General features: G+C 58.4%; 29 protein-coding genes. 21 read left to right on the top strand and 8 right to left on the bottom strand.

What is annotated here, in order from left to right; all coding sequences use genetic code 11:
• The first annotated feature begins 184 nt into the window (after nucleotides 1-184).
• Both ACEN8R_RS13450 and ACEN8R_RS13445 read left to right on the top strand, forming a co-directional pair.
• Nucleotides 185-1,084, top strand: coding sequence for a polysaccharide deacetylase family protein (locus ACEN8R_RS13450; RefSeq protein ID WP_018927998.1), 900 nt, complete (start codon nucleotides 185-187; stop codon nucleotides 1,082-1,084).
• Nucleotides 1,085-1,160: 76 nt separating this feature from the next.
• Nucleotides 1,161-1,412 (top strand): DUF1652 domain-containing protein, encoded by a 252-nt coding sequence (locus ACEN8R_RS13445; protein ID WP_018927997.1) that lies wholly within the window; start codon nucleotides 1,161-1,163, stop codon nucleotides 1,410-1,412.
• A gap of 158 nt (nucleotides 1,413-1,570) precedes the next feature.
• Here ACEN8R_RS13445 and ACEN8R_RS13440 read toward each other — a convergent pair whose 3' ends face one another.
• Nucleotides 1,571-2,458 (bottom strand): LysR family transcriptional regulator, encoded by an 888-nt coding sequence (locus ACEN8R_RS13440; protein WP_018927996.1) that lies wholly within the window; start codon nucleotides 2,456-2,458, stop codon nucleotides 1,571-1,573.
• A 129-nt stretch (nucleotides 2,459-2,587) separates the two neighbouring features.
• On the opposite strand from ACEN8R_RS13440, the gene ACEN8R_RS13435 reads away from it, so the two are divergent.
• The 8 genes from ACEN8R_RS13435 (at nucleotide 2,588) to ACEN8R_RS13400 (ending at nucleotide 10,081) form a co-directional block, all read left to right on the top strand.
• Complete coding sequence (locus tag ACEN8R_RS13435) at nucleotides 2,588-3,736, top strand: muconate cycloisomerase family protein (protein ID WP_018927995.1); 1,149 nt, start codon at nucleotides 2,588-2,590, stop codon at nucleotides 3,734-3,736.
• Nucleotides 3,737-3,746: 10 nt separating this feature from the next.
• Entirely contained in the window at nucleotides 3,747-4,037 is a 291-nt protein-coding gene (gene catC / locus ACEN8R_RS13430; protein WP_007936026.1) for a muconolactone Delta-isomerase, read from the top strand.
• 51 nt (nucleotides 4,038-4,088) lie between these two features.
• Nucleotides 4,089-5,018: a catechol 1,2-dioxygenase gene (gene catA, locus ACEN8R_RS13425; protein ID WP_018927994.1), complete on the top strand. Its 930-nt coding sequence runs from the start codon at nucleotides 4,089-4,091 to the stop codon at nucleotides 5,016-5,018.
• Between the two features lie 120 nt (nucleotides 5,019-5,138).
• Nucleotides 5,139-6,098, top strand: coding sequence for an AraC family transcriptional regulator (locus tag ACEN8R_RS13420; RefSeq protein WP_018927993.1), 960 nt, complete (start codon nucleotides 5,139-5,141; stop codon nucleotides 6,096-6,098).
• Between the two features lie 275 nt (nucleotides 6,099-6,373).
• On the top strand, nucleotides 6,374-7,738 hold the full coding sequence (gene benA, locus ACEN8R_RS13415; protein WP_018927992.1) for a benzoate 1,2-dioxygenase large subunit: 1,365 nt from the start codon (nucleotides 6,374-6,376) through the stop codon (nucleotides 7,736-7,738).
• Nucleotides 7,735-8,223 carry a benzoate 1,2-dioxygenase small subunit gene (gene benB / locus ACEN8R_RS13410; protein WP_018927991.1) on the top strand — a complete coding sequence of 163 codons (489 nt, stop codon included), beginning with the start codon at nucleotides 7,735-7,737 and terminating at the stop codon, nucleotides 8,221-8,223. Before benA ends, benB begins: the two co-directional genes overlap by 4 nt.
• A gap of 10 nt (nucleotides 8,224-8,233) precedes the next feature.
• The gene (gene benC / locus ACEN8R_RS13405; RefSeq protein ID WP_018927990.1) at nucleotides 8,234-9,247 is read left to right on the top strand and encodes a benzoate 1,2-dioxygenase electron transfer component BenC; all 1,014 of its coding nucleotides are present in this window, start codon (nucleotides 8,234-8,236) and stop codon (nucleotides 9,245-9,247) included.
• Between the two features lie 60 nt (nucleotides 9,248-9,307).
• The gene (locus tag ACEN8R_RS13400; RefSeq protein WP_018927989.1) at nucleotides 9,308-10,081 is read left to right on the top strand and encodes a 1,6-dihydroxycyclohexa-2,4-diene-1-carboxylate dehydrogenase; all 774 of its coding nucleotides are present in this window, start codon (nucleotides 9,308-9,310) and stop codon (nucleotides 10,079-10,081) included.
• Nucleotides 10,082-10,110: 29 nt separating this feature from the next.
• Here ACEN8R_RS13400 and ACEN8R_RS13395 read toward each other — a convergent pair whose 3' ends face one another.
• Nucleotides 10,111-10,473 (bottom strand): NUDIX hydrolase, encoded by a 363-nt coding sequence (locus ACEN8R_RS13395; RefSeq protein ID WP_018927988.1) that lies wholly within the window; start codon nucleotides 10,471-10,473, stop codon nucleotides 10,111-10,113.
• A 222-nt stretch (nucleotides 10,474-10,695) separates the two neighbouring features.
• Here ACEN8R_RS13395 and ACEN8R_RS13390 point away from each other — a divergent pair, with 222 nt between their 5' ends.
• Entirely contained in the window at nucleotides 10,696-10,899 is a 204-nt protein-coding gene (locus tag ACEN8R_RS13390) for a hypothetical protein (RefSeq protein WP_007941550.1), read from the top strand.
• A 51-nt stretch (nucleotides 10,900-10,950) separates the two neighbouring features.
• On the opposite strand, the gene osmE is transcribed toward ACEN8R_RS13390, so the two are convergent.
• Nucleotides 10,951-11,310: an osmotically-inducible lipoprotein OsmE gene (gene osmE / locus ACEN8R_RS13385; protein WP_018927987.1), complete on the bottom strand. Its 360-nt coding sequence runs from the start codon at nucleotides 11,308-11,310 to the stop codon at nucleotides 10,951-10,953.
• Nucleotides 11,311-11,321: 11 nt separating this feature from the next.
• Nucleotides 11,322-11,561: a hypothetical protein gene (locus tag ACEN8R_RS13380; RefSeq protein WP_018927986.1), complete on the bottom strand. Its 240-nt coding sequence runs from the start codon at nucleotides 11,559-11,561 to the stop codon at nucleotides 11,322-11,324.
• Nucleotides 11,562-11,652: 91 nt separating this feature from the next.
• On the opposite strand from ACEN8R_RS13380, the gene ACEN8R_RS13375 reads away from it, so the two are divergent.
• From ACEN8R_RS13375 to ACEN8R_RS13360, 4 genes are all read left to right on the top strand, one after another.
• Nucleotides 11,653-12,879 (top strand): RtcB family protein, encoded by a 1,227-nt coding sequence (locus ACEN8R_RS13375; protein ID WP_018927985.1) that lies wholly within the window; start codon nucleotides 11,653-11,655, stop codon nucleotides 12,877-12,879.
• A 96-nt stretch (nucleotides 12,880-12,975) separates the two neighbouring features.
• A complete protein-coding gene (locus ACEN8R_RS13370) occupies nucleotides 12,976-13,212 on the top strand; it encodes a hypothetical protein (protein WP_018927984.1) in 237 nt (78 codons plus the stop codon).
• A 107-nt stretch (nucleotides 13,213-13,319) separates the two neighbouring features.
• Nucleotides 13,320-13,655, top strand: coding sequence for a hypothetical protein (locus tag ACEN8R_RS13365; protein WP_018927983.1), 336 nt, complete (start codon nucleotides 13,320-13,322; stop codon nucleotides 13,653-13,655).
• A gap of 246 nt (nucleotides 13,656-13,901) precedes the next feature.
• Nucleotides 13,902-15,124 (top strand): IS3 family transposase gene (locus ACEN8R_RS13360; protein WP_495624367.1). Its coding sequence is split into 2 segments (ribosomal slippage): nucleotides 13,902-14,253 and nucleotides 14,253-15,124, totalling 1,224 coding nucleotides; the frame shifts between segments, so codons are not numbered across the junction.
• Between the two features lie 130 nt (nucleotides 15,125-15,254).
• Here ACEN8R_RS13360 and ACEN8R_RS13355 read toward each other — a convergent pair.
• Nucleotides 15,255-15,449, bottom strand: coding sequence for a hypothetical protein (locus ACEN8R_RS13355; RefSeq protein ID WP_081625797.1), 195 nt, complete (start codon nucleotides 15,447-15,449; stop codon nucleotides 15,255-15,257).
• Between the two features lie 178 nt (nucleotides 15,450-15,627).
• On the opposite strand from ACEN8R_RS13355, the gene ACEN8R_RS13350 reads away from it, so the two are divergent.
• From ACEN8R_RS13350 to ACEN8R_RS13340, 3 genes are all read left to right on the top strand, one after another.
• Nucleotides 15,628-15,822 carry a hypothetical protein gene (locus ACEN8R_RS13350; protein ID WP_018927982.1) on the top strand — a complete coding sequence of 65 codons (195 nt, stop codon included), beginning with the start codon at nucleotides 15,628-15,630 and terminating at the stop codon, nucleotides 15,820-15,822.
• Between the two features lie 343 nt (nucleotides 15,823-16,165).
• Nucleotides 16,166-16,297, top strand: coding sequence for a hypothetical protein (locus tag ACEN8R_RS13345; RefSeq protein WP_280630368.1), 132 nt, complete (start codon nucleotides 16,166-16,168; stop codon nucleotides 16,295-16,297).
• A 263-nt stretch (nucleotides 16,298-16,560) separates the two neighbouring features.
• Nucleotides 16,561-16,815, top strand: coding sequence for a hypothetical protein (locus ACEN8R_RS13340; RefSeq protein ID WP_019582782.1), 255 nt, complete (start codon nucleotides 16,561-16,563; stop codon nucleotides 16,813-16,815).
• 186 nt (nucleotides 16,816-17,001) lie between these two features.
• Here ACEN8R_RS13340 and ACEN8R_RS13335 read toward each other — a convergent pair whose 3' ends face one another.
• Nucleotides 17,002-17,415 (bottom strand): CBS domain-containing protein, encoded by a 414-nt coding sequence (locus tag ACEN8R_RS13335; RefSeq protein ID WP_018927979.1) that lies wholly within the window; start codon nucleotides 17,413-17,415, stop codon nucleotides 17,002-17,004.
• 327 nt (nucleotides 17,416-17,742) lie between these two features.
• Here ACEN8R_RS13335 and ACEN8R_RS13330 point away from each other — a divergent pair, with 327 nt between their 5' ends.
• Complete coding sequence (locus tag ACEN8R_RS13330) at nucleotides 17,743-18,318, top strand: hypothetical protein (RefSeq protein ID WP_495624965.1); 576 nt, start codon at nucleotides 17,743-17,745, stop codon at nucleotides 18,316-18,318.
• A 204-nt stretch (nucleotides 18,319-18,522) separates the two neighbouring features.
• On the opposite strand, the gene ACEN8R_RS13325 is transcribed toward ACEN8R_RS13330, so the two are convergent.
• Nucleotides 18,523-19,266: an anti-sigma factor family protein gene (locus tag ACEN8R_RS13325; RefSeq protein ID WP_495624964.1), complete on the bottom strand. Its 744-nt coding sequence runs from the start codon at nucleotides 19,264-19,266 to the stop codon at nucleotides 18,523-18,525.
• Complete coding sequence (locus ACEN8R_RS13320) at nucleotides 19,259-19,771, bottom strand: sigma-70 family RNA polymerase sigma factor (RefSeq protein WP_007941935.1); 513 nt, start codon at nucleotides 19,769-19,771, stop codon at nucleotides 19,259-19,261. The genes ACEN8R_RS13325 and ACEN8R_RS13320 overlap by 8 nt, the downstream gene beginning before the upstream one ends.
• A 153-nt stretch (nucleotides 19,772-19,924) precedes the next feature.
• Here ACEN8R_RS13320 and ACEN8R_RS13315 point away from each other — a divergent pair, with 153 nt between their 5' ends.
• Both ACEN8R_RS13315 and ACEN8R_RS13310 read left to right on the top strand, forming a co-directional pair.
• The gene (locus ACEN8R_RS13315) at nucleotides 19,925-20,893 is read left to right on the top strand and encodes a metallophosphoesterase family protein (protein WP_495624963.1); all 969 of its coding nucleotides are present in this window, start codon (nucleotides 19,925-19,927) and stop codon (nucleotides 20,891-20,893) included.
• A gap of 14 nt (nucleotides 20,894-20,907) precedes the next feature.
• A complete protein-coding gene (locus tag ACEN8R_RS13310) occupies nucleotides 20,908-21,216 on the top strand; it encodes a cupredoxin domain-containing protein (RefSeq protein ID WP_007941931.1) in 309 nt (102 codons plus the stop codon).
• Nucleotides 21,217-21,224 lie beyond the last annotated feature (8 nt).

Raw genomic sequence — 21,224 nt, 5'->3', positions numbered from 1 at the left:
GGCGGGGCTTTTTAGTTTTTGTAGTTTGAAATGCAATCACCTGGGGAGCAGGCGCTGGAACCAAACACTGTGTACCCTTATCCAACCTCGGCTCGCAGCGATTGGCGGGCCGGTCGAAGGATGAATGGGCGAGGGGTTTTTGCCATTAAACGTGACGGTCGCAAGGTCTGGCCCAAGGCAAAACATGAAGCAGTTGATCAAGGTTCTATCCGTATTCGCCATCGCTGTCGGCCTGTTTGGCTGCATCGCCGCGCCCATTGAAATGACGCCGCAGACGCAACAGCGTCTGCAAGCGCAGGCGCCGATCCGCTTTCTGCTGACCTTCGACGACGGGCCCAGCGCGTCCGGTTTTTACAACCCGACCGCCACTGTACTCGACAGCCTGGCGCACAATCCGCTGCAACCGGACATCAAAGCCGTGTTCTTCGTGCAGACCCGAGCCTCGGGCGCCGGCGGCAGTGACGTGGGGCGCCAACTCATGCGGCGCGAACAGGCCGAAGGGCATCTACTGGGCTTCCACACGGCCACTCCCCACCACACGAACCATCGCTCCCTGGAGCCAGAACAACTGGAACAGTCGCTGACCAACGGCAGCGCAGACATTGCTGCGATCACTGGCGCCTCGCCGATCCTGGTGCGTCCACCGTTCTGGAACTACGACAAACGCACCTTCGCTGCTTATCAGCAGCATGGCATGCATGTACTGCTGACCGACCTGAGCGCCAATGACGGCAAGATCTGGGGCTTCAACGCCAGCCCTCGGCGGCGGGCCAATATGCTGCGGCAGCTGTCCGAAGTCCGCGAGCGCATAGCCCTTGGCGAGTTGCCGACGGTGGATGGGGTGATTCCGGTGGTGGTGACCTTTCACGACCTCAACCGCTACACCGCCCGGCATGCCCGCGAATACCTGCAAATCCTCCTCGACAGTGCCAACGCCACCGGTCTGGCCACGGCGCAGAAACCGTTTTACGACGACACGGCAGCGCTACAGCGGGCGGCCATGGCGCGCACCGTCAAGCAGAGTTCCGAGCCTGTTCGTTTGCCGGGGATCTGGAATTGGATATGGGATGGGGATGCTCACTGAACCCGCTGGCGCATTGCGCAAGCTGGACTAATCTTAGTGGATCCAATCGGGAGGCCGTCCAGGGAGGGCGTCTGTCATGGTTTCAATTGAGCAGCTTTGCCAGATTGTCGAGTCCGGTTTCAAGCCGCTCTCCTGCGAATGCACCGTGAACCATGATGAAACCTTGCGGATCAAGGTTTTCGATCAGAGCACCGGGCGGATTGAATTGTTGATCACCGGCGTATCCCCCGACAAACTGATCAGTGTTCGCGATATTTCCAACCTGATCGGCGAACTTCGCACAGAAATGCGTGCCGGTCGCCGAGCGTTCGCCGGTGTCGTGGCCTAACCGCGACTTCTTGTAGCAGCTGCCGAAGGCTGCGTTCGGCTGCGTAGCAGTCGTAAAATCGGAGATCGCGATACATCAGGCAGACCGCATTAGCCGGATTCACGACCGCTACGCAGCCTCGCTGGGGCTCGACAGCTGCTACGGATTGCATTTACGGCTCAACTGTCGCGCGGCAGCAGTTCATCGATCATCTGCAAGCAATGATTCAACCCCGGCGACACATCGCCCACGCGCCTGCTGAGAATAATCGGCGAGATCGCGTTGTCTTCCAGTACCGGAGTGAAGCCAATGTCGTCGCGGTGCAGCAACTGCACCGAGGCCGGTACCAGCGTCACCCCGATTCCCGCCCCCACCAGACCAATCGCCGTTTGCAGCTCGTTGGTCCATTGCGCCACCTTGATGTGCACGCCACTGGCTTCGAACAATGCGATCACGTGGTCGGCGTAACTCGGGCGCGGATTGCCGGGGTAGAGCACAAAGGGTTCCTTGGCCAGTTCCCGAAGGCTGATGGGTCTGGCGAGGAGCGGATGGCCGGCGGGCAGGGCGGCCACCAGTCGGTCTTCGGTGAGCACGGTCTGCAGGATGGCCGGGTCGTCGATGCGGATGCGCCCGAAGCCGACATCGATACGCCCGGCCTTGAGCGCCTGCACCTGTTGCAACGTGGTCATTTCCGAGAGCCCCAACTCCAGCGCCAGAGGCTCGCCGCTGCGCAACCGGCGAATCAGTTCCGGCAGCACGCCATAGAGGGTCGAGGGCGCAAAGCCGATGCCCAGCCAGGTCTTTTCGCCCAGGCCGATCCGCCGCGTGTTGTCGCAGACCTTGCCCAGTTGTTCGAGCAGGGCGGTGGAGTGTTCATGGAAAAAACGCCCGGCGTCGGTCAGCTTCAACGGTCGGCCGCGCTCCAGCAGCAGTACCCCGAGTTCGTCTTCCAGCTGCTGGATCTGCCGGCTCAGCGGCGGTTGGGCGATGTGCAGCAGTTCGGCGGCGCGGGTGAAGTTGAGGGTTTGAGCCAGCACCTGAAAATATCGCAGGTGACGCAGTTCCATGGGGCCTCCGGACGTCGATCTGTTAAATACCTTTAAGGTATCGAGTCAGACCAATTCTATATTGGCTTCCCGAAAAAAGCCGTACCAGAATCGGTTCCAGAACTTTAAGAACCTGACGGGTATCGCGACATGCTTGCAACAGCCATTGAATCGATCGAGACGATCATCGTCGATCTGCCGACCATTCGCCCACACAAGCTGGCGATGCACACCATGCAGAACCAGACTCTGGTGATCATTCGGGTGCGCTGTGCCGATGGCATTGAGGGTATCGGTGAGTCGACCACCATCGGCGGCCTGGCCTACGGCAACGAAAGCCCGGACAGCATCAAGACCAACATCGACAAACACTTCGCGCCACTGCTGATCAGCCAGGACAGCGGCAATGTGAATGCCGTGATGTTGCGCCTGGAGCGCAGCATTCGTGGCAACACCTTCGCCAAATCGGGTATCGAAAGCGCCTTGCTCGACGCCCAGGGCAAGCGCCTTGGCCTGCCGGTCAGCGAACTGTTGGGTGGACGGGTTCGCGATGCATTGCCGGTGGCCTGGACCCTGGCCAGCGGCGACACCGCCAAGGACATTGCCGAAGCGGAAAAAATGCTCGACCTGCGCCGCCACCGGATCTTCAAGCTGAAAATCGGCGCCGGCGAGGTCAACCGCGACCTGGCTCACGTTATTGCGATCAAAAAGGCCTTGGGCGATCGCGCCAGCGTGCGGGTCGATGTCAATCAGGCTTGGGACGAAGCAGTCGCTCTGCGGGCCTGCCGGATCCTCGGCACCAACGGCATCGACCTGATCGAACAACCTATCTCGCGCAATAACCGCGCCGGCATGGTGCGCCTGAATGCCATGAGCCCGGCGCCGATCATGGCCGATGAATCCATCGAGTGCGTGGAAGATGCCTTTAACCTGGCACGGGAAGGCGCCGCTTCGGTGTTCGCTCTGAAAATCGCCAAGAACGGCGGCCCGCGCGCCGTGCTGCGAACCGCCGCGATTGCCGAGGCGGCCGGTATCGGCCTGTACGGCGGCACCATGCTCGAAGGCGGAATCGGCACGCTGGCCTCGGCCCATGCCTTTGTCACCCTGAATACATTGAGCTGGGATACCGAATTGTTCGGCCCGCTGCTGCTGACCGAAGACATCCTCAGCGAGCCCTTGGTCTACCGCGATTTCCAACTGCACGTCCCGTCAACACCGGGGCTGGGCCTGACCCTGGATGAAGAGCGCCTGGCGTTTTTCCGTCGGGACAAAAGTTCCACTGTCGTTCATCAAGCCTGAGGAGGGCATCATGCTGTTTCACGTAAAAATGACCGTGAATTTACCGGTCGACATGAACCCGGAGCGCGCCGCTCAACTCAAGGCCGACGAGAAAGCCCTGGCCCAGCGCCTGCAAGAGCAAGGCAAGTGGCGTCATCTGTGGCGCATCGCCGGGCTCTATGCCAATTACAGCGTGTTCGATGTCGACAGCGTTCAGGAACTGCACGACTTACTGATGCAATTGCCGCTGTACCCGTACATGGCCATCGAGGTCAACGCGCTGTGCCGGCATCCTTCTTCCATTCGCGAGGATGACCGCTGAACCCAGCCTGTTCAGTTCGCTACGCTAATAATTACAAGATGAGGATCCACCATGAACGTCAAGATTTCCCACACCGCCAGTGTCCAGAAGTTTCTCGAAGAAGCCAGCGGCCTGCTCAATGAAGCCGGCGATCCGCGGGTCAAGGCGCTGGTTTACCGCATCCTGCGTGATTCGGTGAACATCATCGAAGACCTGGCCGTGACCCCGGAAGAATTCTGGAAAGCCGTCAATTACCTCAACGTGCTGGGCGCGCGGCAGGAGGCCGGTCTGTTGGTTGCCGGGCTCGGTCTTGAGCATTACCTCGACCTGTTGATGGATGCCGAAGACGAGCAGGCCGGCAAATCCGGCGGCACCCCGCGAACCATCGAGGGGCCGTTGTATGTGGCGGGTGCGCCGCTGTCGCAAGGCGAAGCGCGTCTCGATGACGGCGTCGATCCGGGTGTGACTCTGTTCATGCAGGGCCGGGTGTTCAACACCGCCGGCGAACCGCTGGCCGGGGCGGTGGTGGATGTCTGGCACGCCAACACCGGCGGCACCTATTCGTACTTCGACACCACCCAGTCCGAGTTCAACCTGCGTCGCCGGATCGTCACCGATGCCGAGGGTCGTTATCGCTTCCGTAGCATCGTGCCGTCGGGCTACGGCTGCCCGCCGGATGGTCCGACCCAGCAACTGCTCAATCAACTGGGCCGTCATGGCCAGCGGCCGGCGCACATTCACTTCTTCATTTCGGCACCGGATCATCGTCACCTGACCACCCAGATCAACCTCGATGGCGATCAGTACCTGCATGACGATTTCGCCTACGCCACCCGTGACGAACTGATCGCCAAGATCACCTTCAGCGACGATCCGCAGCGTGCAGCGGCCCATGGCGTGAGCGGTCGTTTTGCCGAAATCGATTTCGACTTCACCCTGCAGTCGTCCGCCCAACCTGAGGAGCAGCAACGCCACGAGCGGGTGCGTGCGCTCGAGGACTGATACCTCTCGAGCAGCCGAACCGGGTCACGAGATAACCGACCGTTTATCTCGTGGCCTTCTGTGTTTCGGGCAGGACACTAGAATGGCGGCGCCACTGATAACAACAATGAGAGTGAACCGATGATGCAAGCGCAATTGTTGAGTCATCGCAGCAGAATCTTCGACCATGCCGACCCGTATGCGGTGTCGGGCTACGTCAATCAGCATGTCGGCAACCATTGCCTGCAGATGCCCAGGGCCGGCCGGCCGCTGGCCAGCCTCGATCATCGCAAGTTTGCCAGCCTTGATCTGTGCCGCATCAGTTATGGCGCCAGCGTGCGGGTTACCTCTGGCGCGCTGGACAGCATCTATCACTTGCAAGTGCTGTTGCGCGGCAATTGCCTGTGGCGTGGCCACGGTCAGGAACATTACTTCGCGCCCGGGGAGTTGCTGCTGATCAACCCGGACGATCCGGTGGATCTGACCTATTCCAGTGATTGCGAAAAATTCATCCTGAAAGTCCCCACCCGGCTGCTGGAGTCGGTGTGCGAGGAGCAGCGCTGGCGGTATCCGGGGCAGGGCGTGCGGTTTCTGGAAAACCGTTATCAGCTCAATCAACTGGAAGGTTTCGTCGGTCTGCTGGCGATGATTTGCCAGGAAGCTGAGGCTTCCGAGCCGATTCCTCGCGTGCAGGAGCACTATGCGCAAATCGTGGTCAGCAAGATGCTGGGCCTGATGAAAACCAACGTCATGCGCACCGATCCCGGCTCAGCCTCGGCCACGTTCGAGGCGCTGGTCGATTACATCGCCTGCAACCTCAAGCAAGACATCGACAGCGAAGAACTGGCGCGCCAGGCGCGGATGAGCCTGCGTTCGCTGTACGGGCTGTTCGAACGCAATGCGGGGGACACGCCGAAAAACTACATCCGGCAGAAGAAGCTCGAGCGCATTCACGCCAACCTGAGCGATCCGACCTGCAATGTGCGCAACGTCACGGAGGTGGCCATGGATTACGGCTTCCTGCACCTGGGCCGGTTCTCCGACAGCTACCGCAAACAGTTCGGCGAATTGCCTTCGGACACCCTCAAGCGCCGTCATTGATTGCCAAGACGTTTGACGAATAACCTGTGGCGAGGGGGCTTGCCCCCGTTCGGCTGCGCAGCAGTCGTAAATCCTGCCGACGCGGTGTGCCTGACAGAATGCCGGGGGCCGCTTCGCAGCCCAGCGGGAGCAAGCTCCCTCGCCACATTGGCAATCATCAACAACCGACCGCCCCTTGCACAAAACGGATACAGGTCTGCACCCGGCGGATAGTCCGCCCCATCCCCACGTCCTAGCATGGCCCTGCCTGAATAAAAACAATGGAGGCGGCGGCCATGTCCCTGCGACCCGAATACCTTCACTCCCTGCTTGAAGAAGACCCTGAACAGGGTATCTATCGCTGCAAGCGGGAGATGTTCACTGATCCGCGGCTGTTCGACCTCGAGATGGAACACATCTTCGAAGGCAACTGGCTGTACCTGGCGCACGAAAGCCAGATCCCCAACAACAACGATTTCTACACCACCACCATGGGGCGCCAGTCGATCTTCATCGCGCGCAACAAGGATGGCGTGTTGAATGCCTTTATCAACGCATGCAGCCACCGCGGGGCGATGCTCTGCCGGCACAAGACCGGCAACAAGAGTTCGTACACCTGCCCATTCCACGGCTGGACGTTCAACAACTCCGGCAAGCTGCTCAAGGTCAAGGACCCGGCGGCGGCCGGCTACCCGGCGAGCTTCAATTGCGAAGGCTCCCACGACCTGACCAAAGTCGCGCGTTTCGAGTCCTATCGCGGCTTCCTGTTCGGCAGTCTCAAGGCCGACGTGGTGCCGTTGGTGGAGCACCTGGGCGAGTCGGCGAAGATCATCGACATGATCGTCGACCAGTCCGCCGATGGCCTGGAAGTGCTGCGCGGTTCCTCCAGTTACATCTACGAAGGCAACTGGAAACTCACCGCCGAAAACGGCGCCGACGGCTATCACGTCAGCTCCGTGCACTGGAACTACGCCGCCACCCAGAATCAGCGCAAACAGCGCGAAGCGGGCGAAGACATCCGCACCATGAGCGCCGGCACCTGGGCCAAGCAGGGCGGTGGTTTCTATTCCTTCGACAAGGGCCACATGCTGCTCTGGACCCGTTGGTCCAACCCCGAGGACCGTCCGCTGTACGAGCGTCGCGACGAGTTGGCCCGGGACTTCGGCCAGGCTCGCGCCGACTGGATGATCGAGAACTCGCGCAACCTGTGCCTGTACCCGAACGTGTACCTGATGGACCAGTTCAGCTCGCAGATTCGCATCGCCCGGCCGATCTCGGTCAACCGCACCGAAATCACCATTTACTGCATCGCCCCCAAAGGTGAAAGCGACCACGCCCGATCGAGCCGCATTCGGCAGTACGAGGACTTTTTCAACGTCAGTGGCATGGCCACTCCAGACGATCTGGAAGAGTTTCGCTCCTGCCAGACCGGTTACCAGGGCAGCGTCACCACCTGGAATGACATGTCCCGTGGTGCCGAACACTGGATTGAAGGCGCCGATGACGCGGCCAAGGAAATTGGCCTGCACCCATTGCTCAGCGGGGTGCGTACCGAAGACGAAGGCCTGTTCGTGCTGCAACACAAATATTGGCAGCAGACCATGCTCAAGGCCCTGGCCGCCGAACAGTCCGAACTGATTGCAGTGGAGGCCGTGCAATGACCATGACCTATGACGCGGTGCGCGATTTTCTCTACCGCGAAGCGCGCTACCTCGACGACAAGCAATGGGATGACTGGCTGGAGTTGTACGCACCGGACGCCACTTTCTGGATGCCGTCCTGGGATGACAACGACGAGCTGACCATCGATCCGCAGCGGGAAATCTCGCTGATCTGGTACGGCAACCGCACGGGCCTGGAAGACCGCATCTTCCGTATCAAGACCGAGCGTTCCAGTGCCAGCGTGCCGGACACCCGCACCTCGCACAACCTCAGCAACATCGAGCTGATCGAACAGGCCGACGGCCTGTGCAAGGTGCGTTTCAACTGGCACACCCTGAGCTTTCGCTACAAGACCGTCGACAGCTATTTCGGCAGCAGTTTCTACACCCTGGATGTGCGCGGCGAGAACCCGCTGATCTTGGCCAAGAAAGTGATCCTGAAGAACGACTACGTTCGCCAGGTCATTGATGTTTACCACCTCTGAGGCGGCCGTCATGACTCATTCCATTGCGTTCAATTTCGAAGACGGCGTCACCCGGTTCATCGACGCCAACGCCGGCGAAACCGTGGCCGATGCTGCGTACCGCCAGGGCATCAATATTCCGCTGGACTGCCGCGACGGCGCTTGCGGCACCTGCAAGTGTTTCGCCGAAGCCGGGCGCTACGACCTGGGCGAGGACTACATCGAAGACGCCCTCAGCGCTGACGAAGCGCAGCAGGGTTTTGTCCTGACTTGCCAGATGCGTGCGCAGAGCGATTGCGTGGTGCGGGTGCCGGTTTCATCGGATGTCTGCCGTACTCGTCAGGCCAGTTACGACGCGACCATCAGCGCCGTGCGTCAGCTGTCCGACAGCACCATCGCACTGTCGATCAAGGGCGAAGCCCTGAGCAAACTGGCGTTTTTGCCGGGGCAGTATGTGAACCTCGGGGTTCCGGGCAGCGAGCAGACCCGCGCGTATTCGTTCAGCTCGTTGCAGCGTGACGGCGAAGTCAGTTTCCTGATTCGCAACGTGCCCGGCGGCTTGATGAGCAGTTTCCTGACCGGCATGGCCAAGGCCGGCGACAGCATGAGCCTGGCCGGACCGTTGGGCAGTTTCTATCTGCGCGATATTCGCCGGCCGTTGTTGCTGCTGGCCGGTGGCACCGGTCTGGCGCCGTTTACCGCGATGCTGGAAAAAATCGCCGAGCAGGGCAGCGATCATCCGCTGCATTTGATCTACGGCGTGACCAACGATTTCGACCTGGTGGAAATCGATCGACTGGAAGCCTTTGCCGCACGAATCCCGAACTTCAGCTTCAGCGCCTGCGTGGCCAACCCCGACAGTCGGCACCCGCTCAAGGGCTACGTGACCCAGCACATCGAGCCACGGCATCTGAACGATGGCGACGTCGATGTCTACCTGTGCGGCCCGCCGCCGATGGTCGAAGCGGTCAGCCAGTTCATTCGCGAGCAAGGCATCGCGCCTGCGAACTTCTACTACGAGAAATTTGCCGCCAGCGCGGCCTGAGCCGCGACAGCTGCTACAGATCGTGTTTCCCGCGAAAGCGATTTCGCAACGAGGGTATGTATGAACAGATTCCACGAAAAAATCGCGCTGATTACCGGTGCCGCCCAAGGCATCGGCCGGCGTGTGGCGGAACGCATGGCCGCTGAAGGTGCGCGGTTGATTCTGGTCGACCGCTCCGATCTGGTGTTCGAGTTGCAGAAAGAACTGGGGCGGGACAGCCAGGTGCTCGCCCTGACCGCCGACCTTGAGCAATACAACGAATGCAGCCGCGTGATGCGCACCGCCGTCGAGCGCTTCGGGCGCCTCGATGTGTTGGTCAACAATGTCGGCGGCACGATCTGGGCCAAGCCTTTCGAGCACTATGAAGAGTCGCAGATCGAGGCCGAAGTCCGACGTTCATTGTTCCCGACGCTGTGGTGTTGCCATGCCGCGCTGCCGTTCATGCTTGAGCAAGGCAACGGCGCCATCGTCAACGTTTCATCCATCGCCACCCGCAGCGTCAATCGCGTGCCTTACGGTGCGGCGAAGGGTGGGGTCAACGCGTTGACCGCGTGCCTGGCGTTCGAAACCGCCGGCCGTGGGGTACGGGTCAACGCGACCGCTCCCGGTGGCACCGAAGCGCCGCCGCGGCTGATCCCGCGCAACACCGCGGAACAAAGCGCTCAGGAAAAGCTGTGGTATCAGCAGATCGTCGACCAGACCCTCGACAGCAGTTTGATGAAGCGCTACGGCACACTGGATGAACAGGCCAGCGCTATCCTGTTTCTGGCCAGCGACGAAGCCTCCTATATCACCGGCATGGTCATGCCGGTCGGTGGCGGCGATCTGGGCTGACCTTTCAGGAGGGCGTCGGCTGTATTGAGCTACAAGCGACGCTGAAATGCTCTGACGATTCTGAGTGTGGCGTCGCTTGTGTTCAGGTTCTGGACGGCGTCCAGCGGGTACCAGATGCAGTCGAAGATTTCATTCTGGGGCCGCGCCTCGGCCACGTTTATGACCGATGCCTCGTAGACATGATGCCTGGTGCTGGTCGTGTCCAACTCCATCAAGTACAGCAGGCTGTCGACCCCAAGCCCGGTTTCTTCATAAAGCTCTCTTGTGGCCGCGCCCGCGATGGTTTCGCCAGGCTCGATTTTTCCACCCGGCAGGGTCCAGCGCCCCCTGGGTTTGCGCACCAGGAGAATGTGCCGGTCCTGCTCGCAAATGACGGTTGCGCGTACTTTCATGGATTACCTGACTGCCGGTTGTCATAAAACAGTCATAAAAATGCAATATTCAGACCGCAATCCGCAGACGTGTCTGCTTCAAGGGTTAGAGTCGACAGGGCGGTTGAAAGTGCAATGGAATGCCGGAATCCTGACGCGACGTCTGGTCGGCACTTCAGTGAAGGTCGGGTGTAAGGTAGCTGAGTGGACCCTGGACTATCACTGCCGAAATGGAGGTGACTAATGAGCGTTCCGATGCTGACCAAAATGCACATGAACGGCTATGACGTACTCAGCGTGAACAGTGGCCCGTGGCGGGTGTGCACCAAAGGTGACCGGCTTGGATCCTTTGGCAGCCGAGAAGAAGCACTGGCCTATGCGGCTGCGCTTCCCGCCTACAGAGCCCGGTCGGGCAGATCATCGCGTAGCCACAAATCAGACAAATAGTGTGCCTGAAGCCCCGGTACGCCGGGGCTTCTCGTTATTAAAGTCGTGGGCTCAGTAACCACCACCCATCCCGCCCGTGGACGGGGAATACGCTCTGGCTTTTTGTTGGACGCGACTCCACTCGGCGCAGGTCATGAAGGCTTTATGGTCGACCTGGCCCCTGCCATCAAAACTGACGCTGTACGGCTGCTGATTGCCGGCCTGGGTCAACTTGTAATCAAAGCAAGCGCCTGGCTCCACCGTGCGATCGGTGATCGATAGCGGCTTGCCGCCAATCTGCTCGACCTGATCCTTGGTCATGCCGGCTTCGACCTTGGCGACCAGCGGTTGGTCCCGGTAGATATGCGATTCCGTGTTACAGCCACCTGTCGCCGCCAGCACGGCGATCAGCGCGCATAGAGGCTTGTTCATGGCAATGCTCTCTAGTGAACTTTCGTTCGAGTGATGGTTTTTGCTTTCACTTCTTCAGCATAGCCAGCCAGCCGCTCTTCATCGCCCTGGAACAAGGAGCACAGCCTGAGCGTCGCCTCTGCGTCCACATCATTGCCGGCCAGGCGCAACTGCTCTGCGATGCGCAAAAGCTCTACCGCCGACCACCTCAGATCCGACGCCACACCTTGCAGATCGCGCCGTAGTTGCTGTTCATATTCGTTAAGCCACATGATGACCTCCTGCAATTCCCCGCTACGAAATAGTAATCCCATTTACCTCGATGGAGCGTTATGTTCGTCTGACCCAAAGAGAGTCGAAATCATGCAACAACCTGCCTACCAACTGCTGGAAGTCGCCAACGGCAAGCCGATCAAACTCTGGACCGAAGGCGTGCCGGTTGAAAGCGAAGCCCGGCAGCAACTGATCAATACCGCGAAGATGCCGTTCATCTTCAAGCACCTGGCGGTGATGCCGGACGTGCACCTGGGCAAAGGTTCCACCATCGGCAGCGTGATCCCCACCGTGGGCGCGATCATTCCGGCGGCCGTGGGCGTGGACATCGGCTGCGGCATGATCGCCGCGCGCACCTCGCTGACCGCTGCCGACTTGCCGGATAACCTGCATGGTCTGCGCACTGCCATTGAAAAGGCCGTGCCCCATGGCCGCACCTTGAGCCATGGCCGCCGTGACGAAGGCGCCTGGGAACACGTTCCACAGCAGGCCGATCAGGCCTGGGCGGCGCTGAACCCTCGGTTCAAGGCGATCACCGACAAGTACCCGAAACTCGCCAGCACCAACAACCGCCAGCACCTGGGGACCCTCGGCACCGGTAACCACTTCATCGAGGTCTGCCTGGACGAGGCCAATCGCGTGTGGTTCATGCTGCACAGCGGCTCTCGCGGCGTGGGCAATGCCATCGGTACTCTGTTCATTCAATTGGCCCAGGCGGACATGCGCCAGCACATCGCCAACCTGCCGGACCGTGACCTGGCCTACTTCAAGGAGGGCAGCCGGCACTTCGATGACTACGTCGAAGCGGTGGGTTGGGCTCAGGACTTCGCCCGGCAGAACCGTGCCTTGATGATGCAAGCGGTGATTCACGCGGCGCGGCAGGTGATCCGCAAACCTTTCGAGGTTGCGCTGGAGGCTGTGAACTGCCACCACAATTACGTGCAGAAAGAGCGGCATTTCGGCGAGGACATCCTGGTCACCCGCAAAGGCGCGGTGTCGGCGAAGAAGGGCGAGCTGGGGATCATTCCCGGTTCCATGGGGGCCAAAAGCTTCATCGTTCGCGGCCTCGGCAACGAGCAATCGTTCTGTTCCTGCAGCCACGGCGCCGGTCGCACCATGAGCCGCACCAAAGCCAAGAACACCTTCACCGTCGCCGACCAGATCCGCGCGACCGCCCATGTGGAATGCCGCAAGGATGCGGCGGTCATCGATGAGATCCCGATGGCCTACAAGGACATCGACAAAGTCATGCACGCCCAGCGTGATCTGGTGGAAGTGCTGCATACGTTGCGACAGGTGGTGTGCGTGAAGGGGTAGGGATGGGAGGTCCGCTGGTCGGGAAAGTCAACGGGAGTGGACAACTCTGCTGTCGTATGGAGGTAGTGATCTATTCGCTGGGGCGAGGTATCTCAAATGACGGCGACTGATGATTTCAGACACCATGCGCATGAACTGATCGCGGACCTGGATGCGGCCACCACGGAAATGATGAAGTTGATTTCAGCCCATCAGCTCAGTGGGCCGGAATGGGAACGGGTCACGAAATGGCAGCATGAAGCGTACGAGCGGTGGATGAAGTATCTGAATGCGAGTTCGTATACCGATTCCGGCTCGGGGGTCGATCCGGGGCAGGGCGAGGCCTCTGTATAGAAGCCTCTGTATAAGAAAGCTCCTTTATAGCGGCGTAACGCCAGCGTTTGCTGGATGTCTGCCCAAGTACAGGCTACATTTCCCGTTTTTCAGGATAGAGAAGCATCATGCGGATGTTGATAGCGGGAGTAGCGGTGGCTGCGTTGGCGGGCTGTTCATTGCCCGCATCCCTGGTGCCCGGTGAGCCCAATGTCAGCAAATACAGCGATAAGGCGCCCAAGGAATATGCCGGGTGTGTATTGCCATTGTGGCGTCAGGAGATTGCGGGAACGACGCAAACCGCGATTTCCAATGGCTATCGGATTACTGCACCGAGCGTCATCACAGCTGACGAAATTCTGGATATCGTGAAGTCGAAGGATGGCAGCCGGGTATCGCTTTACCAAGGGCCGCCATGGGCCAAGTCAGGAGCGTTGCGCCAGGCTGTTCGGGATTGTCTGTAACGGCTTCTTCAGTAGATGACTCAAAAATAGTGTGGATATTTAATGAGTTACGAGATTTAGTAACTGGATAGTGAATCAAAATATCTTGTTACAGATCAATTGATTGGGTAATATTGCCCCGCGTTCACCACCACGGTTTATGCATTTTTTAAGCCCAGGCGTCCATCAGCTGCCTGGGCTTTTTTTTTGTCCGTGTCTCGTCCTGAATAAGGTTTACACCTTCTGACTTATCTTCAGGAGGAACCAATGGATACGGGAAAAAGGCGCAGCCAACGTGATTACACGCTGGGCTTTAAATTGGCAGTCGTCGATCAGGTCGAAAAAGGCGAGTTGAGTTATAAAGAGGCTCAACGGCGCTATGGGATTCAGGGGCGGTCGACTGTGCTGGCGTGGTTACGCAAGCATGGGCGGCAGGACTGGAGCCAAGGCGCCTCTATTCGCACCCAGAGGAGCCGACCGATGGACGAACAAAGTTTGCCTCTGACGCCTGAGCAGCGAATCAAGGAGCTGGAGGAAAAGCTAGCCCTTGCCAATCAGAAAGCCCAATTCTTCGAAGCGGTGGTTGACGTGTTGAAGAACGATTACGGGGTTTCTATCGTAAAAAAGCGATCCGGCAAGTCCTCACCCAAGGGCAAGTCCAAGGCCTGAGCATTCAGAGGGCTTGCCAGTTTCTGGGTATATCCCGGCAGGCGTACTACAAACGAAACCGGGCTCATGACGCGCAAGCCAGTCATGCTCAGAAAGTGCTGGGTTTTGTCCTGGAAACACGTCTTCAGATGCCCCGGTTGGGCACTCGTAAGCTGCATGGCCTTATGCAGGCGGAGCCTGAGCTGACGCAAACGGTAGGTCGAGATCGGCTATTCGATATCTTGCGAGACAATCGGCAACTGGTTCCTCGCAAGCGCGCCTATCACAAGACCACTGACAGCCATCATCGCTTCCGCCGACATCCGAATCGGTTAAAACCTGGCCCTGATCAAGTGACTGCTACGGGCCCCGAGCAGGTCTGGGTGGCGGACATCACCTATTTGCCGACCCAACAAAGCGTTGCCTATGTGAGCTTGGTGACCGATGCCTACTCTCGCAAAATCGTCGGCCATCACGTGCATGAAACCCTGCACACCGAATCGGTCATACAGGCAATGAACAAGGCTCTAAGGAACAGAAGAACGGATCAGGCGCTGGTGCACCACTCAGATCGCGGCTCGCAATACTGCTCTGATCTCTACCAGAAGTTGCATGCCAAGCATGGAGTCAGGTGCTCCATGACCGACGGGTACGACTGTTATCAGAACGCTTTGGCGGAGCGTGTAAACGGGATCTTGAAGACAGAGTTTCTGCTTCACCGACCTAGAGATCTGGCCGAGGCGATTCGAATGGTCGACGAGTCGATAAGCATCTACAACAGCAAACGTCCGCACCTATCGTTGAAATGCAAAACGCCCGATGCGGTGCATCGGGCGTTTTGAGGGTGAAACAGGTGTAAACCTATTTCAGGACTAGACACCGGCATTTAGGGATGGCTTACAAGCACGCTGCCGGCAGAGCGCCAGCAGCGTAGGTGATGAGGTGGGTAAGCGCTATTGCTAAAACCAGTTGTTACCCGGCCGGATCAGCCTTGCGCCGATCACTGCCAGAAGGATTGCCAGTGTTTATAAGCCTTCTCTCGACCAGGACATTTCGCAGGGCCTGGCGTGCCGAAGGATCCAGTTGATGTTCTCTCTCCTTGAGTTCAAGCAAGATGGGGCTGGACCAGCCACGATAGGTTTGCTCGGTAATACGAGTAGGCGTCATCTATCTCTCCCTTGTGAGTCGCCCGACAACACAGTGGGCGAAGTCCTGTGCGATAAAGATCCTAGTCGAGGAAACGATTTGTCGCCAGCGATTGGCAGTGCCGACTGTCCTGCACAACGTAGGTTGTTGGTGATTCGGGCGTAAACTGAAAAGGCTACCTCATCAAAAGGAGCCGCATATGATCGCCGACCAAACGATTAGACAGGCGTCGGAGCAAAGCACTGTTTGGGACCAATATTTCTGTGCTGCGCTGATTGCCGAAAGCCATCTGACGGCACCGGTGGTAGGAGAAACCACCCACGAAGACAGGCAAAACATGCTGATCCAAAGAGCCAAAGCGCTCGCCGACAAGATGCTTGAAAACAGAAGATAAAACGGAGCCCGGCCATTGCGGCCGGGCTCTTCACTTATCGCCCCTTTGACAGGTCACCTGGCCAGGCTGTCACTGGGTGGCGCGATGGACTGCCCCGGTTTTTTTGGGCGCTGAGTTCTTTGTTCGTGGATCGTCTACAGTTGGTAATTCATGGATACGGAGATCGAACATGAAGTGCTTAATTTGTCACGCTGTCTCTAACACTGTTCATGTGGCTGAAGACTGGTCAGAAGTTGCATGCTCGGCTGGATGTGGACGCTTCAGGGTCTCGGCCAACCTGATTAAAAGCATGAAGGGCAGGAACGAATCCTTTGACATCGAGCGCACAAGACAATGGCTCAAGATGTCCCGCAATGACGAGCCGGTGCCGTTGATATCCCGCTATGACTACAACGTTGCCTTGTTGCATCGCGACACCGGGGAGAAGTCGGTCATCGCGCCGAGTCGCTCCAGGCAACCGCTGACGTCGGATTAGATTCCGCCCGGTTGTAACGCCACCCTCGGTAGGCGCTGCCCAAGGCTGCGATCTTTTGATCTTCAGCGGTTCCTGAACGATCAAGAGATGCAGCAGCTGCCGAGCGACGCCTAACGTTCGACCGTCATGTAAAAACAAGCAACCTCCTTGGATCGCCCGTGTCGATATCAACATATCCGCGCTATTCGTCATCACACCTGTCCAGGTTGTCAGCGTTTATGGCGGGCTGAAAGCGGCTATAGCTGAATGTTCAGGAGGTGGTTATGAACTGTCCGCTGTGTGGCAATACTAATGCGCTGGAAGATCGTTCGTTCGGGGGCGGATTGCGCATTCATTGCGAACCGTGTGGTGGTTTCTATCGAATTTCATCGACCCTGCATGCCTTGGCTGAAGGAAAGTCTTATGACACCGAGCTCGCTCGAACCCGCCTGAAGAAGAAGCGTGAAACCGGCAAATTGGAGGATCAAGAGCCGGCGCTAGGCCCGGAAGACAAAGACCTACTCATTGAGCCGGGCTAACGTGTCGCGCAACGCGAATGCAGTTCAACGAAGGGTGCGTTGCGTGGGGAAGGGGCAGCGACTATTTACAGAAGGACTCGCCTGGCCTTGAAGCCGAATTTCCAACGGATTCCAGGTCAGGCGAGCGTGTCGGATCCATGGGGCTGTAATCCTGATGAACACTTGAACGGCTCATTATCCAATCGGTTAATGAGCCTGTGCCACGCCGCACAAAACAGTCGCGGCGGCGGACTGAGATCGTGTGCTGGCAATGTTTCCCAGCGACACGACGCCAACCAGACGCTTGTCTCGGTTAAGCACGGGCAGGCGACGGAGGTGGACGTCCGCCATGTTTCTAGCGACATGCTCGATGTCTTCATCCTCATAGCAATAGCGGATGCCGCCACTCATTATTTTACTGATAGGGGTTGTTCCGGTGAGTCCTTCGGCGACTGCTCTGATGGCGATGTCCCGGTCCGTGATCATGCCAATCAGGCGCTCTTGCTCTTCAACCATAATGGCGCCGCTATCGATCCTGGCCATCATGCTTGCAGCCTCCTGGATCGTCTGGCTTGGTTTGGCTGTTAAAACATCTTTCGTCATAACTTCCGAGATCTTCATGAAAAAGACTCCTTTTAAAGGGATGCTTCAGTGATTACTGACTGTCTATTTTTCGACTTGGAGGGGATGTACAGGGTTCAGAATGTTTTGTCTCCGCTCGTCATCGTGGTGAACCGGGATTCTCCAGCGCCGCTCATTGAGCGGCGTTTTCGTATTCGGGCGTTGCTCAAGGAACAGCGCAACACCGCAAACGTGCGAGAGGGCAGGCGGCTTCGGATGGATGGTTGAGTTTGTAACTTGCTCGATACAAATATGAATCTGTATCATTTAGTTTCAAATAAAGGGTGCGAGGGAGTGCATTACCCACATAAAAATAAGGTTCAGGTAATGCTCAAAATGCTACTCGTGTACGGTCATCTGATTGCCACCTGTATTGCTCTGGGGAGGGTGCTGCAGGCAGATCAAAAGCTATGGAGCTGGCGCAAGGATGTGTTGAGCCAGGTGCAACGTGAGTATCTCGACGAGACTCAAAAAATCGTCACGCTCGCGCTATTGGCTCTTTGGGGAAGTGGCTTGCTGCTGGTGCTCCAGGGTTACCTCTATGAGGGGACCACGTATCTGCTCAATCAAAAGCTCTGGGCCAAGGTGAGTGTTGTTGCGCTGCTTAGCCTCAACGGCGCTTTGTTGCATCGAATCGGTTTTCCGCTGCTGCAGAAGGCCCCCTTTGTTTTGTTACACAGCTGCGCCCGGACTCGCCTTGCACTGTTGGGCGCTCTCTCTATGAGTGGCTGGTTATTTGCCGCATTCCTGGGGGTGGCTCGAGCGTGGAATCACGTGCTGCCTTACTTGCATGTGATGGGTGCTTTTGCCGTGTTCTCGTTAGTGGCTTGTGCAGTGGCGTGGATAGTCGCCAGCACAGCAGGCGCTATGGATGATGAGTGGTCGCGCACTGGCAGTGAGTAAAACCTGATTATGCCGGACGCAGGCTGTTCAGGTTTATTCAGAATTGTGTTCGGGACACAGGGCGCAACTCTGGATAGAGTTCTCACCGCTCACCCAGCTTCGGTTCTTTACCAGGCACGGAGTGCTAGGCCTTGGTTGGGCGAGCACCCATTTTTGATTGTTCTCGACAGAGAGAATGACGGCGTACGCGAAACCATGCTCCCTTCAGGCACCGTCCCTGAGCAACTGGCTGAACGCCTCCAGTTCACTTTTTTCCACATCGGAAACCAGCACGAAACGCATGTGGTTGGCTTGCCAGGACACCACGTTAAAGCCGCGAATCGTCTGGGTCTGCCGCGGCTTGTCTGCCTCTGGCACGGGCAGGATAAACACATTGATGATGTGCTTGGCCCTCCCATAACTCAGCGCTGCCGTGGTCTTGTGTTGCAGATAATCCAGCCGTCCGCCCAGTAATGGAAATCCCTGCGCCGAGTAATCGAACACCGGCGGCGAGAAGTCGAGTTTGCCGGTGAACCAGGGCTTCACGGTGTGGCGGTCGGAGGACACCACATCGTTCAGATGCTCGCCCATCAACGAGCGGACATGGCTGGAGACAGCCTCGTCCATCAGAGGTTGCTCGCTGCCCGGCGTCATCACATAAAGCACTGCCGCCAAGGCCAGCGCCGCCGCGGAAAACGTCGGTGCGAACCATTTCTGCCAGCGCTCGACGGCGCGAGTCGCGGGAGTACCTGTGGCAAACACGCTGGCCGCTAACGATGTCGGCGCCGGGTAATACGGCGCCTGGCGCTTCACACTGACCTTCAGCAGTTTCACTTCATCATGCAGCCGCGCGCACTCGGGGCATGCGGCCAGATGCGCAGCTACATCCGCAGCCGTCGCAGGATCGAGTTCGTGATCCAGATAACCATGCAGCCGTGTCTGGCAAACCGTGCAGTCGAGTTCATTCATGATCGTGCAACTTCAGTAGTTCGAGCTTGAGCATCGCGCGCCCCCGGGCCAGTCTCGACATGACGGTGCCGATGGGGATATCGACCACCAAAGCGATGTCCTTGTAAGGCATGTCTTCGAGTTCTTTCAGCACAATCACCTCACGAAACACTGGCGGCAGGGCGCACAGCGCTTGCTGGATCAGCGCCGCGTTTTCGGTGTGAATAGCCAGCAATTCCGGGGTCTGGCTGTGGCTCAGTGCCCCTTCGTCATCGCCAATGTCGTCATCGAAAGCAACCCAATGGCGCCCGGCCGAGGCTTTGAGCCAGGTGTAGCTTTCATTGCGTACGATGGTCAGAAACCAGGCCTTGGCGTTGCCATCGGCGAAACGCTGCAAAAACCTGAAGGCGCGCAGGGCACTTTCCTGCACGACATCGCGTGCGGCGGCGTCGTTGCCAGTGAGCCAGCGCGCGAGGTTGTAAGCGGCGTCCAGATGGGGCGCAATCAGGTCCTCAAATCGCTTCATGGTGGCTTCCGCACTGTCACACCCCTATAACCGTGGTGCGTGGTCTTTTATTCCCTGAAAAGAATTTGTTTTCCAGCACGGAATAAACACTCATCCCGCAAGGTTTACCTCGTGTCAGCTACATCACTGTAGTCCGCCAGCGAGGACATACCGATGGACATTCAATCAAAACACCCATTGCGCACCGACGACTTGCTGAACCCTGACCGCCGAACGCTGCTCAAGTGCTCGGCGTGGGCCGGGGCAGGGGTTATCTGGGCCCTGAGCGGCGGCATTCCCCGGGCCTTTGCGCTGGATGAGGCAGGCAACGTCGCCGACCCCAAGGCACTGGCCAGCACGTTTCACTTCGTGCAGATCAGCGACTCGCACATCGGCTTCAACAAGGAAGCCAACCCGGAGCCGGCAAAGACATTGCAGGTGGCGATCGACAAGGTCATCAAGCTGCCAAAACCACCGTCGCTGATTCTGCATACCGGCGACATCACGCACCTGTCCAAGCCTGAGGAGTTCGACACTGCGGCACAGTTGCTCAAGGGGCTGCCGTCCACCGTGCATTACGTGCCGGGTGAACACGACACCCTAGATGAGGGCGGCGGCAAGCTTTACCTGGAGCGATACGGCAAGGGCACCAAAGGCAATGGCTGGTACAGCTTCGATGACCACGGCGTGCATTTCATCGCACTGGTAAACGTCTTCAACTTCCAGGCCGGTCACGAAGCCACCCTTGGCGCCGATCAACTGGCCTGGCTGGCCGATGATTTGCGGGCGGTGACGACCAGTACACCCATCGTCGTGTTTACCCACATTCCGCTGTGGACGATTTATCAGCCGTGGGGCTGGGGCACCGAGGATGGTGATCAAGCGATTGCGATGCTGCGCAAGTACGGTTCAGTGACGGTATTGAACGGCCACATCCATCAAGTCATCCAGAAGGTCGAAGGCAACATCACCTTCCACACCGCCCGTGGCACGGCTTACCCACAACCTGCACCGGGTGCGGCGCCGGCACCGGGGCCGATGATGGTGGCCGCCGATCAATTGCGCAATTACCTGGGGATCACCGATGTGCGAGCGACACAGGGCGATCATCCGCTGGCGCTGATTGATTCGACACTGGTCTAGGGGAGGGCGGTCAGATGAAAACGCGACTGTTGGCGGTGGTGTGCCTGATGCTGTCGATGCCGGCGTGGGCTCAGGAGGTGAAGATCGATATCAAGGAGTTCATGTTTGCACCCAAGGATTTGACCGTGGCCGTGGGCACCAAAGTGACGTGGGTGAATGACGACCAGATTCCGCACACGGTGGCAGAAACCCACAAGGTGTTTCGCTCGGGGGCGCTGGATACGAATGACAGTTTTTCCTGGGTGTTCAATACACCGGGAGAGTTCGAGTATTTTTGTGCGCTGCACCCGCAGATGATCGGGAAGATTGTGGTCACCCAGTAAACAAAGGG

It is taken from the genome of Pseudomonas sp. Pseusp15 (genome assembly GCF_059492165.1).
The sequence above is the reverse complement of the archived record's forward strand: the minus strand, read 5'-3'. Positions and strand labels throughout refer to the sequence as shown.